9 protein-coding genes are annotated in these 13,709 nt (G+C 38.0%); 4 read left to right on the forward strand and 5 right to left on the reverse strand.

Annotation, left to right across the window (positions count from 1 at the left end; genetic code table 11):
• Together ESB04_RS11915 and ESB04_RS11920 are read right to left on the reverse strand one after the other, a co-directional pair.
• On the reverse strand, positions 1-1,968 hold a 1,968-nt coding region (locus ESB04_RS11915), incomplete at its 3' end, for a fibronectin type III domain-containing protein (RefSeq protein ID WP_164969656.1).
• A 724-nt stretch (positions 1,969-2,692) separates the two neighbouring features.
• Positions 2,693-3,394 carry an SGNH/GDSL hydrolase family protein gene (locus tag ESB04_RS11920; RefSeq protein ID WP_164969657.1) on the reverse strand — a complete coding sequence of 234 codons (702 nt, stop codon included), beginning with the start codon at positions 3,392-3,394 and terminating at the stop codon, positions 2,693-2,695.
• Between the two features lie 221 nt (positions 3,395-3,615).
• Here ESB04_RS11920 and ESB04_RS11925 point away from each other — a divergent pair, with 221 nt between their 5' ends.
• Positions 3,616-4,617, forward strand: coding sequence for a proline iminopeptidase-family hydrolase (locus tag ESB04_RS11925; protein WP_394343745.1), 1,002 nt, complete (start codon positions 3,616-3,618; stop codon positions 4,615-4,617).
• Between the two features lie 159 nt (positions 4,618-4,776).
• On the opposite strand, the gene ESB04_RS11930 is transcribed toward ESB04_RS11925, so the two are convergent.
• Entirely contained in the window at positions 4,777-5,301 is a 525-nt protein-coding gene (locus tag ESB04_RS11930) for a lipocalin family protein (protein WP_129027982.1), read from the reverse strand.
• Positions 5,302-5,591: 290 nt separating this feature from the next.
• A complete protein-coding gene (locus ESB04_RS11935) occupies positions 5,592-7,115 on the reverse strand; it encodes a sulfatase family protein (protein WP_129027983.1) in 1,524 nt (507 codons plus the stop codon).
• A gap of 464 nt (positions 7,116-7,579) precedes the next feature.
• Here ESB04_RS11935 and ESB04_RS11940 point away from each other — a divergent pair, with 464 nt between their 5' ends.
• The 3 genes from ESB04_RS11940 (at position 7,580) to ESB04_RS11950 (ending at position 11,891) form a co-directional block, all read left to right on the forward strand.
• A complete protein-coding gene (locus ESB04_RS11940; protein ID WP_129027984.1) occupies positions 7,580-8,941 on the forward strand; it encodes a Gfo/Idh/MocA family protein in 1,362 nt (453 codons plus the stop codon).
• A gap of 708 nt (positions 8,942-9,649) precedes the next feature.
• Positions 9,650-10,741 carry a DUF3500 domain-containing protein gene (locus tag ESB04_RS11945; RefSeq protein ID WP_129027985.1) on the forward strand — a complete coding sequence of 364 codons (1,092 nt, stop codon included), beginning with the start codon at positions 9,650-9,652 and terminating at the stop codon, positions 10,739-10,741.
• Positions 10,722-11,891: a HupE/UreJ family protein gene (locus tag ESB04_RS11950; protein WP_164969658.1), complete on the forward strand. Its 1,170-nt coding sequence runs from the start codon at positions 10,722-10,724 to the stop codon at positions 11,889-11,891. Before ESB04_RS11945 ends, ESB04_RS11950 begins: the two co-directional genes overlap by 20 nt.
• Before the next feature lie 239 nt (positions 11,892-12,130).
• On the opposite strand, the gene ESB04_RS11955 is transcribed toward ESB04_RS11950, so the two are convergent.
• Positions 12,131-13,693: a RagB/SusD family nutrient uptake outer membrane protein gene (locus ESB04_RS11955; RefSeq protein ID WP_129027987.1), complete on the reverse strand. Its 1,563-nt coding sequence runs from the start codon at positions 13,691-13,693 to the stop codon at positions 12,131-12,133.
• Positions 13,694-13,709: the final 16 nt, after the last annotated feature.

Consider the following 13,709-nt stretch of genomic DNA (forward strand, 5'->3'; position numbering starts at 1 on the left):
GCCATCACGGTCAGTCGCTTTTTCTGTGCTATCCAAAATACCATCGTTATCAGAATCTAAGTCTAAATAGTTTGGAATTCCGTCGCCGTCTGTGTCTATATTCTTTTCTATGCTATCTGGGATACCATCGTTATCTGAATCTGGATCCTGGAAGTTAGGAATACCATCAGAGTCATAGTCTTGGCAGCTTGGACCACCCCAAGCACATTCTACACTATTTAAGATACCATCACCATCACAGTCATTGGATCCAAAAATAGTATAAGCTGAAGTTCCTAAGCTAGGAGGGTTTCCACCAGCACCGCCCACGCAATAATTTAAAGGTTGCGAATCTGATCCATTATTTGTTCCATCGCCATCGCAGTCTGTATTTCTCCATGCTGTAGATGTATTAGCAAAAATCTGGCTCGCTGGCTTGTATGAACAACCATCATTTGGATTAGTACCATCCATGGCCTCTTGTTCATCTGAAACACCATCGCCATCTGAGTCGCTTATCACAATCGTATTTGATGCCGAACTAGTAGGACTCGTTCCTTGGGAATTAGTCGCCGTGACCGTAAAAGTATAATTCGTATTATAAAAAAAGTTCTTATTATCTGGTGGGCCTTGGATCGTGATCGGACTTGAAGTTCCCGTGCCTATTAAGCCCGCTGGAGATGAAGTTACCGTATAGCTCGTAATTGGAGATCCGCCATTGTTTGCAGGTGCTGAAAAAGCTACGTCAATCGAATTAGAATTTAAGGTCGCGATGACGCTGGTGGGGGCAGAGGGAGTAGTAGCTACAATAGTAAAAGATTGACTTTTTGTGCCATTATAATAACCCAATCCTGTGAGGGTAACAGATGCAGTTCCTACATTCGTATTATCGGCATAGGCTACAGAATAATCACTACCAAGCGTCAAAGTTGTTGGTCCGTCCTTGACTACAATCGAAGGCGTCAAAGCTGCTCCTGTGTAATATTGATTTTCAATTGCGTCAATTGTCAGCCTACTAACGGCAGAGCCAGAAGTCATTACTCTATTTCCAACTCCACTTCTAGATACAGCTACAAATATACCATTACCATAAGTAACGCTACTCCAATCATTATCTGTCACGGATGTCCGAGTAGACCAAGTAATCCCATTAGAGCTGGTCATCACTCGATTTCCTGTTCCTGTTGAGGAAACGGCAACAAATAAACCATTACCATAGGTAACACCATACCAAGCATTATCTGCAGGAGAAATGCGAGCAGTCCAAGTAATTCCATCGGGGCTGGTCATTACTCGATTTCCTGTTCCTGTTGAGGAAACGGCAACAAATAACCCATTTTCATAAATTACACTTCTCCATTCATTATCTATTGGTGTTGTTCTAGATGTCCAAGTAACCCCATCGGGGCTAGTCATTACTCGATTTCCAGTACCTGTAATAGCAACCGCAACAAATAAACCATTTCCATACGTAACGCCATACCAAGCATTATCTGCAGGAGAAATGCGAGCAGTCCAAGTAATTCCATCGGGGCTGGTCATTACTCGATTTCCTGTTCCTGTTGAGGAAACGGCAACAAATAACCCATTTCCATACGCTACACTTTGCCAAACATTATTTGAAGCCGGAGTTTGAGAGGTCCAGGTAATTCCATCTGGGCTCGTACTAACTTTGTTTTGTCCAACAGATACGAATACTCCATTTCCATATGTAACACATCTCCCAACATCTAAAGTTCTAGTGGTCCAAGTTATACCATCTGGACTAGTCATAGCTCGATTTGATCCTCCATCAGTAGAAACAGCAACAAATAACGCATTTCCATAAGTTACACTATTCCAATTATTATCTGCTGCTGATGTTTGAGAAGTCCAGTTTATTTGTGCATGACTTTGAAAATAAATTAGAAAAAATAAAAGTAAAAATAGTGTTTTACCTAAAAAAGAAATTAAACGCACTTTCAAGTAAAGGAAGTGTAATAACTGCATGTAAAATATTTTCAGAACTGAATAGTTACCTAAAAATAAAGCCATCAATCTAAATTTCCTAATTAAGAAATAGACCGTAATGCCATAACCATTTCAAAAACATCATGTTACATTGAACTAATAAAAATAGATGCGAAGTATGAGCTAGCTCCAAAAAATTGAATAACTAATTGGGTATTTTTTATGTCAATAAAATCAAATACACATATGAACATAAGATTTACTGTGTGAAAACATTTATAGATGAATATCAAATGACCTAACGCCCTGAATGCAATTGTAGTTAAACTACTTATCTAATTCTTTTGAAAGTTGAACTTATTTTCAAATACGATTCTTAAACAATTTAATGAAATTTCAAATTCATTTTTATTGGAGCAACAAATAAGATAACACAACCTACTGATTTCATCCACATTTAATAGAATCAATATTATGAAATTACTCGTTTTAATTAAACTGGTTAAGTTTTGATTCGATTAAGGCACTTTTAAGTCGGCTCCGTGTTTTCTTTGGGACCTCAATCTTCAAAACCTATTTGTAAGTCAAGAGCTGTTTTCCATCTAGAATATTACTCTTTATGGTTATTTAAAATATAGCATGACTCACCAACTCAAGAAATCAATCAGGCAGTCCTATCATATCATCTAACTGTTGCTAAGATTCAACAATAAGATATATGTAGCTTCCGAAATGCCCTTTCAGAAAATGTCGAATAGCTTCATTAAAAACTCAAAAAATTAGCATAAATCAATTCTGCCCATTTACTGTAAGCCAAGGCCGAGGGATGCAGCCCATCTTGACACACCCAGGCAGGGTTATTTTTGGAAGCTCGACCTAATTCGGTGATATCTACATAAATACATTTACGTTGAAGTGCAATCCTCTTATTGATGGCATTGAACCCATCTATTTCTTGACTTATCTTTCCTGTGTCCAATTGTCGACCTACAGGCGTTAAACTATAATCCGGTATAGAAAGAACCCAAACTCTTCGTTGATCACCACCAGCCAATTCAATAGACCGATTCAAAATCTTGGTGAAATTTTCCCGATAGGTAGCGGTATCCACTCCTTGATATTGATCATTTACCCCGATCAGCAGCGAAATAAAATTATGTCCTTCTAAATTTTGTTCCCCCATCGACCGAATCAAATCGGCACTTGTCCAACCCGTTTTCGCCAAATAAGTCAATCGCCTGGATTGAACAAGTTTGCCTTTTAATAATTCGAGTGCCTGAAAGGGAAATCGATCCTGAGCATTAACTCCTTGTCCGATCGTATACGAGTCTCCCAAGGCCAACCAGGAAATAGCGACTGAATCTTTAGGGGCATCCAAAGGCTTTGACAAACCCATTTCTGCCTCCATGGATTTCCGACATGAGAAGCCTATTCCAAATAAGAAAAGAATAATCCAAAACCTCATGGAGTCAAAACCAATGCCGAGATGAATTGTTTGCAAGCCGGGTTTGATGGGCATTAATCCATTGACAGCGAGCAAGGTGGCTCCGGAGTTATGGAAAATTGAGAGCTAATAATAACTTGGACATAAATAATTTTGTCTACATTTAGTTATCACAAATAAACCTCCATTTCGGAGGACCCATTCGAATTTAACATTTACTACCCTACATCTATCCTATTATGATCAAGTCACTTTCATTTATCCTCTCATGTTGGGCTCTATTTTCTTGTTCCCAATCCTCTGAAAACCTAAGCCATTACTTTACTTATCCCGATAGCCTGGAAGCTGCCGGCGTGAAAATGATACCCATTTCTACTCCAAAAGGCAATTTTAAGGTATGGACAAAACGATTTGGCAATAACCCCAAGATTAAAATTCTCCTCTTGCATGGCGGTCCTGCCATGACACACGAGTATATGGAATGCTTTCAAACATTTTTTCAAAGAGAGGGATTTGAGTTTTACGAGTATGACCAACTAGGCTCCTATTACAGCGATCAACCTAGTGATTCGACACTTTGGAAAACGGAACGTTTTGTGGAGGAGGTAGAGCAAGTACGCAAGGCCATCGGCGCAGATCAATCGAACTTCTATATACTTGGGAATTCCTGGGGTGGCATTCTAGGTATGGAATATGCCTTGAAATACCAAAAAAATCTCAAGGGTCTGTTGATCTCCAATATGGTGGCCAGTGCCCCTGAATATGGAAAATATGCAGAAACTGTTTTAGCCAAACAAATGGATCCGAAGGTGTTGGCTGAAATTAGAGCGCTAGAGGCGAAGAAGGATTTCAATAATCCACGTTACATGGAACTGCTGATACCCAACTTCTATCATGAGCATATTTGTCGCTTAAAAGAATGGCCTGATGCCTTAAATCGCTCATTGAAGCACGCGAATAATTCCATCTATGTCCAAATGCAAGGACCCAGTGAATTTGGAATAAGTGGACTGTTGGCTACTTGGGATATCAAAAATCGTTTAAAAGAGATTTATGTACCGACCTTGATGATTGGTGCGAAATATGATACCATGGATCCTAAAGCTATGGAAGAACAAAGTAAAATGGTTCAAAATGGTTCCTATTTGTATTGTCCTAAGGGTAGCCACCTGGCGATGTGGGACGACCAAAAAATCTATATGAATGGCGTTATTTCATTCATCAAGAAGGTTAACCGAGAATAATGGTTAGGATGTTATTGTGAACCACCTGAAATGGTGGTTCACAATTTTATTACTATGGCTTAATTCAAAGATTGGAACAACTTCACTTCCCTGAATGAATCATGTGAAACCAGATATGAATTTGAGTATGCCTACCTATTGAGTATTATGAATTAGATTCTACAATTTATCTAACCAAATTAAATCGCTGGTTTTATAGCCAATCTTTTCTGCTATTTGCAGGTAATCTTTTTTCACATCCTCTGGAATCGTTTTTTTCCTGGACAAAATCCATAAATACGATAGTTTCTCACCTGCTACCAAAGCATATTGATAATTGGAGTCGAGTGCCACAATATTATACCCACCATAAAATGGGCCAAAAAAAGACACCTTTAACATTCCGACGTTTTCCTTGCCCACAAACTTAGCTTTCCCTATAGACTCTTTCCATATTTTTTTATTGGGCTCATATCCTCTATTCACCACCTTGATCGTCCCATTTTCATTCAGCGAGTAGTTGGCCGTTGTGTTGATAAGATTTCTCTCAAAATAGAAATCCAGCCTTGCCACTTCATACCAGTTGCCTAGGTATTTGGACTTATCAAAATTCTGTATGGCCTTGGCTCCTTCAGGAATGGTAGAAGCAGAACATGCTCCTAAAAACAAGGAAAAGGTCAAGTATATTAGATGGTATCGCTTCATTGTGAATTATATGAATTAAGATTGTACCCGTTAAGTAAACCGGTAAATGCTAATAAAGTTAAAGATGGATTCACAAACTAAATTTCAAGTATGGATATTGACCTCCTTTTCACACTGAACTAAGTTTTATGAGCCTAGTAAATTCACCAATTAAGAATCAAAAAACTTTCTTCCATAGAGGGTAATTTTAATATAATTAGACTTTAATAGCTTAAGTAACTAGGCACTTAATTCAATTGTAGGCATCTATTATATGGCTCCAATTTGGCGATGTTAATTCAATTTTCAATCTAATTTCTCTTATCCTTTATCCTCTGCAATAATTCCGACAATTCTTTCACCACTTCAAGATGCTGATTAGCCACATTATTTTTTTCACTAATGTCCGTTTTAAGGTTGTACAACTGAGGCAATGAACTGTTGCCCAATTCGATATTCACCAGTTTGTTGACGGCTGGTCCAGCATGGGGTTCAATGTATTTCCATTCTCCCTTCACAATCGCCAATGAATTCATCCCTTGTTTTACCAATACTTTTCTACCTTCCGTACTTTTGCCCAATAATGGATTCCACATATCCTCACTGTCTGGAGCCTCATTGCTTGGTAATTTTTTATTAAAAAATTGAGCAAAAGTAGCGAGGAAATCAATCTGAGAAACCATGGCATCAGACACCTGTGCTTTGATTTTTCCTGGCCAACTAATCAGCATGGGTACTCTAGTTCCAGCTTCAAATGTACTATACTTTCCTCCCCGCAATTCCCACCAAGGTCTATGTCCATTCAACTGTGAAACAGCTCCATCCTGATACCCATCATCCAATACTGGACCATTGTCGCTCGAAAATATAATCATCGTATTATCAGCAATCCCCAAATTTTGTAATTGACTCACTATTTCACCCACAGTCCAATCCAACTGCAAAATAGCATCACCCCTTAAACCCAATCCGCTCTTTCCCCTAAACATAGTGGAAGGCATACGTGGCACATGTGGCTCGGTTAAGGCATAAAATAAAAAGAAAGGATGGGCTTTATTACTTTCGATAAACTCCTTGGCCTTAGCTAAAAAAGTAAGTGGCATTTCTTCATCTGTCCAGCGTGCCAATTTCCCTCCACTCATGTAGCCAATTCTGCCAATTCCATTCACAATGGTATTGTTATGTCCATGATTGGGGGATGATTGTAATTTGAGTAATTCAGGATTCTCCAATCCGGTAGGTTCCGTACCAATTTTTGATTGGTAGTTTACCTCAATCGGATCGGTAGAGTCGCGTGCCACCACGTAATTATTTTCCACAAATACTGTTGGTACCCTATCTGCTGTCGCTGGAAATATAAAGGAATAATTAAAACCCACTTCATTGGGCCCCGGTGTGATTTTTTGGTTCCAGTTCTTTTGCACCGCATTGCCCAATCCTAGATGCCATTTGCCGACCAATCCCGTCCGGTATCCTTTTTGTTGAAATAATGCTGGTAGAGTTATCTTATCTGTTGGGATGATTAAAGCTGCATCACCAGGCAAAATACCCGTTCCCGATTTACGCCATGGATACTGCCCCGTCATTAAGGCATACCTTGAGGGTGTACAAGTTGCGGATGTGGCATGAGCATTGGTAAACCGTATTCCACTATTGGCTAGCTTATCCAGATGAGGTGTTTTGATTTTGGTGGCGCCATAGCAACTCAAATCTCCATAGCCTAAATCATCCACATAAATAAAAATGACATTGGGGCGGTCAGCTGTTTTTTGGGCGAGACACGGAATGGCCCACAGCAGGGCAATTAAAAAACAAAAGCTATTTCTAAACCTCATATAAAAACGAGTATAATGTTTGTGATTTAGTGAAACCCTAAAATGAAAAAACATGGAAAAAGTCTTAACAATTTTAGAAAATATATTGAAAAGAAAAATAATCATATTAATGGTGTAATAAAACATCAAAAGAATAATAATCTAAACATGTAATTAATTCAGATAAATAAATCTACTTTGATTTAAAGTATTTTAGGTAAGTAAATGAGTTAATCATTTCATCTAACATTCGCATCTTAAGTCAATCTCTCAAGTAAATTTCATGTCGTATGCTGTTAAACCATGTTTTATGTCAAAATCTGAAATTGAATTAATGTATCAAAAAAATACCAAAATCATTTCAAGCGGAATCGAATGACCCTAAAATAAATTTTCACATGAAAATTACTGAAAAAAGTATAAATTATTCCCAGTTTTTTACTATAATTAGAAATATCTTACAAGATTTATAAACCTCTATCCTCATGAAAAATAAACTCCGATTTGACTCAAGAAGGCGCTTTCTTCTCAAAGCTGCTACTGCAGCTATGGCTGCTCCTGTTTTACTTGGACAACCTTTAAGAGCTGCTTCTCCCAATGGTCGCTTACAACATGCTTGCATAGGCGTGGGTGGAATGGGTTGGGGAGATTTACAGCAATTTAAAAAACACAATTTAGTGGACATCGTTGCGATATGTGATGTGGATGAAAAGAACTTAAAAAAGGCTGCAGATCTATTACCCAACGCAAGAACCTACACAGACTGGAGGGAAATGTTCAAACAAGAAGCTGATAAAATAGATTCTGTCAATGTTTCTGTTCCTGATCATAATCATTTTGTTATAGCCGTAGAAGCCATACGTAGACGAAAACATGTTTATTGTCAAAAGCCTATGTGCCATGATGTAGCCGAGGTAAGAATTTTAACCTTGGAAGCTACCAAAGCAGGTGTGGTCACCCAATTAGGCACACAAGTAGCCTCCACTTCAGGTGACAGAACAGGTGTAGAAATTTTAAAGTCAGGAATCATTGGCAAAGTAAAACACGCTTATTTATGTTCAAATAGACCTGGAGCAGTTGCAAAATACCGACATGTGGGTCCAAGGCCAACGGAAGGAATAGAAAACCCACCAAGTCACCTTCATTGGGACAACTGGATCGGAACGGCACCCATGCGCCCATATGTACCCAATATATATCATCAAGCTATTTGGAGAACGTGGCAGGACTTTGGTACGGGCTGGTCAGGTGATATTGGTTGTCACATCTTTGATGCCGTTTGGAAAGGATTGGACATGAAAAATCCGATTTCTGTGGTGGCAGAAGTACAAAAATCATGGCAGGAATCTCCTGAAAGAAGAGCTGATACCTGGCCGCAAGGAAATCACATCACCTGGACTTTTCCTGGAAATGAAAAAACAGCAACAGATCAACTGACAGTTGAATGGTTTGATGGGGAATTTTACCCTCCCAAAGAAATTAGAGCATTATTCTCTGAGACAGATTATCCAGCAGAGTCGGCTATGATCATAGGAACCGAAGGAGCCCTACTCATACCACATCAAAAAATGCCCGTTTTATTGCCGGAATCCAAATTCAAAAATTATACTCCACCAATCAAACCCGATAGAAATCATTACCATCATTTTGTTGATGCTTGTCTAGGTGGAGAAAAAACAGAGTCCCATTTCGCTCAATCTGGACCTATGACTGAAGCAGTATTATTGGGAACGGTGGCTATTCGCGTACCTGATCAATTGTTGATATGGGATGCGAAAAAAATGAAATTCCCTAATTACCCATTAGCCAACCAATACATCCAAAGAAAATATAGAAAAGGTTGGTAAAACACAGGAACAAAATCTCTTGAACGCAATTGCATAAACGTAATTGATTTTTTGATATTAAATTATCCATTCTACCTTAGATCAACAGAATTAGTTAAGCAAAGTGTAAAAAATGTTAATATAGATAAAAAAGAATTCACCCTAGTAATTAAAAAGGTTAACATTCATAAAGAGGTGGTAAATGTCTTTTCTCCAGATGTTATGCACCTAAGGAAAGAGCTTATTAGTGAATGCTCAAGTACTAATTACCTTCTTTTTTCAAAAGGATATTTACCTATAAAAAATTAACGAATACAAGAGCTAATTCTGTTCTATGGCACTACTATGTTCAAAAAAATGAATATGCCCTATCATTTTTACTTATTAAAACGTAAGTATTTGGATACTCTAGATGAGTTTCAAAATTCAATTGCAATGAACAACAAAAACATTGCCTATTTAAATGCTAGTTATACAACAATATCTATAACTGAATAACATGATTTAGTTGGAAACTAGGAAAGACAGATAGAAGCTTTAAAATACTTTTTACTCGAAATGACAATAAATAACACAAATCTGAAATTAATTCTGATAAATAGGTCAGATATCCCATTTTAAATCTTCCACAAATCCTTAATCGTCTACAAAAAAAGCCTATTGCTAGATTCTATTTGTTTTTGTCTTTTTTAAAAAAAACATTCGTACGTTAGATACAATTTATATACCATGAAAAAACCACTAATTAATCTAGTCTTACTATTCATTTTTATTCTTTCCTGTAGCAAATCCGAAGACCCAATCAGTACATCGGGAAGTACTTCCAACAGTTCAAGCACTACCACCACAACTCAAGTAGCTGATTGTGGCGGCAAATTAGGTGTTGATAAGTTGATTTGTTTATGTGATAATTTTAAAGCAAGATTAAGCTCCTCGCAACTTGCTTCGTTGCAGATGGCCTACACTTTTTCCAATATAAAAACATGGAGTAACCTTCCTGCTTCCATGTCTCCACGGATTGGAATTCCATTTAGTGCCTTAAACGCAAGCCAACTTGCCGCAGCCAAAGAAATTGTACAACAAATGAGCGGAACTGTCATAAACGAGGGATATAGCGAAGTTCAACAACTTTGGTTAGCAGATGATTACTTAAGTGCCAACGGTGGTGGTAGTGCTTATGGGGTCGGAAATTACTATTTAGCTTTTTTCGGCACACCTGATTCCAAAGGTCAATTCGAAATCATGATGACAGGCCACCACAAAACAGTAGCCAATACCTATAAAGACGGAGTATTAATTGCGGCCACACCCCATTTTGCAGCCACAGAGCCTTTGAGTTGGATTTCAGGTGCTAATACTTATGGACCACTAAATCAAGAACAAGCAGCTTTTGTCGATATTCTTAGCAATTTAACATCTGACCAATTTACCCAGGCCCATGTTAGCACTACATATAGCGACTTACTTTTAGGACCAAACAACAATTGGCAATTTCCTAGTACGTCTTCGGGATTAAAATGTAATTCATTAAATGCCACGCAAAAGCAATTGGTGATAAATGCATTGAAAACCTACGTAAATGATATTGACGACGACAACGCTGCAAAAATTCTAAGCAAATATGTCTCTCAAATAGACAACACCTACCTACTCCATAGCGGCACAAATGCCATGAATACTCGAAACGATTACTTTAGAATTGATGGACCCAATGTGTGGATCGAATTTTCCGTTCAAAACGGAATTGTTTTCAGAAACAACGTTCATTTTCATTCGGTTTGGCGAGATCGTATTGACGACTATGGTACGACCAAAAACTAGTTCCATTTTAGCCATATTCTGTTTTTGGGGGCTGATGATTTCACATTCATCTACTGCGCACCCAATGCCTAATTCGGTGGTTAATCTTTACGTTTACGATCAATCGATTGCAGGAGTTGCCAAAATGCCACTCGATGACTTTGCGACTGCTTTTGGCGTACCTAAAGAAAGTATCAACTTAAATAGCCCAGAATTACGACGCTATTTTTTGAACCATATTCAAATTATTACTGAAGCAAAGCCTTGGCAAACACATATAGAATCGGTTCGTGTCATTAATAGCAATGACCCCATAGTGCGTGAATATCAAGAATTATTGCTGAATTTTATTTGCACACCGGTAAAAAGAACGTCAACTAGAGATTTTACTTTCAAATACGATGCCATTATTCACCAAGTAATTACCCATAAAATTATGGTTAATGTGGTGCAAGACTGGCAGGGTGGTATTTTGGGTTCCCAAGTACAGGTGGGTGAAATTGCCTTGAATATTCCTAAGGGACAATATTTCCCTTTAGTAGTAAAATTACAAAACGGTAGCTGGTGGAAAGGTTTTGGTTCAATGGTTAGCCTAGGTATGTACCACATTGCCGAAGGTGCCGACCATTTGCTTTTTTTATTAGTGCTTTTGCTACCATGTATGTTGGTGCCCAATGGACAAAATTGGGGGGCATTTGCGAGTGCTTCTTTTGGTATAAAGCATATGGTAAAACTTGTCACTGCATTTACCTTGGGTCATTCGATTACTTTGTTTGTAGGTGCTTTCCAGTGGATACGATTGCCACAACAGTGGGTAGAAGTGTGGATTGCCCTTTCCATCATGATATCTTCTATACATGCCTATAGGCCACTTTTTGCTAAAAAAGAAGGCTGGATCGCACTTGGTTTTGGCTTTGTACATGGTATGGCATTTGCCAGTATCCTTATGGACATCCGCCTATCGGCAGGTGCATTGGCATGGAGTATCTTGGGCTTTAATTTGGGAATTGAATGTATGCAAATATTGCTTTTGACAGTCGTATTGCCATTGATTCTTTGGTTATCTAAAAGATCGGAGTATATTCTTTTTAGAAAAGTGGTTTCTGCTATATCGTTTCTTATTGCTTGTTTTTGGATGCTAGAACGTATTTTTTTCTTTAAACAGTTATAAATAACTCTGTTAAAAGGATTTAATGACATAGTGCCATCATTTCAATAGCAGTCTTTTAATTTTTAAAATGGCAACGATTCAAAGATAAAATTGAAATAGCCTTGAATATCCTCAGAAAATTATAGCTGGTTTTAAATTCAAAATTCTAATTAGGAATTTTATTTTTAGGTTTTCAGGATGAAAAATAAAAAGGAGGATGAAACATCCTCCTTTTTTACGTTCACTCAAATCTAACTAGATTAATTTGGATAACCTGGATTTTGAGGTTTCAAATTTGGATTATTGAGCATTTCCTGCTTTCCTAATGGAAGCAGTAAGTGTTTTTCTTGTAATGGCTGGTTTGAGCTTAAATTAACGTGACCAACGAAATTATCAAATTTGCCTGTTTTTTCATTATACACTTTTCTCAAACGAACCATGTCAAACCAAGTAATCTGTTCATAACATAATTCATGCCAACGCTCAACCCAAACTGCTTCTCTGAAACTGGCCGCCGTGTAGCTTCCTAATCCTGGAGTTTGTAAAGTAGCGCGATCACGAATTCGTTTAAAGGCATCATAAGCTGCTTGATTTGGCCCTCCTACTTCATTTTGAGCTTCAGCATAATTCAACAATACTTCAGCGTAACGAATTTGCGGAACATTTAGGTTATCTAATCGAGTACCAGCAACACCTTGGGAACCATTGGCTTTCTGATTGAAATGTTTAAAAACATAAGGAGCACCTAAATCAAATGGAGCACCATTACCATTGGTAAAATAAGTAGTGTAAAAATAACCATCCTGATCCTTAGCTCTTAAATCCCCCTTTTCATAGGAATTATAAAATGCAATAGTAGGAACAGAACTACCTGTTCCTCCAGGTCCTGCATAGGTCACAGGCTTAAAGTTAGGAAAGAAGTTACCCATAAAATTACCTGCTACCAGAGTATTACACTGTATCATAAACAAGTGTTCCAATCTATTTTTCAAACCTTCTGTATGTACATCCTTATAGGTTGGAAACAAATTAATCACTGTTGGATTGGCATTGGCATAGGTAATTACCTCCAAAGATTTATCTGCTGACAATTTATAATATGCCGCACCTTTGTTCAAAGGGAAGCCAGCCATAGTTAAGTAAACTTTACCTAACTGGGCTTTAACTGCCGCCAAACAAACACGTCCACTTACATCCATCCATGGTAAACCTGCTTTCTCTGCCTCCAATAAATCATCTACGATTAACTTATATACACTCTCAGTAGAAGCCCGAGAAGGTAAGAAATCTTCAGATCCTGCAGTTTGAGGTTTCGTAATTAAAGGAATATCTCCCCATAATCTTACAGCCTGAAAATATGCCCATGACCTTAAAAAACGTGCTTCACCTAAGATTTTCTTCTTTTGGTTTTCGTCCATTGGGGTAATTGGTGGCACCTTCTCTAATACTTGATTAGCCTGGGCAATCACTTTATACAGACCATTCCAATAATTCACGACGTGAATAGTATTTGGATCATGAACCAAACCGTACAAATTATTTAAATCAGAGTTCTGCGCGGTTTCAGTAGTAGAAGTTCCTGTTAATGCTTCTAACAATTGCCAGTTAGAGGAGAAAATACCTGCTCCCCCACCCATAAAGCGAGTATCAGCATACACGGATGCTAATGCCGCCTCCGCGTGGTCCGGAATTTGATAGAAAGCATCTGGCGTTAGATTAGATGGTGCTTTTTCCACCAAGAAATCAGAACAACCAAACTGCCCCAATAAAAGTGCTCCTCCTAGAGCTACTTTCTTTATTTTGGAATTTATTATGATTTTCATATTACGTTTCTTATTA

This window comes from Aquirufa rosea (assembly GCF_004118285.1).
GTDB classification, from domain to species: Bacteria; Bacteroidota; Bacteroidia; order Cytophagales; family Spirosomataceae; genus Aquirufa; species Aquirufa rosea.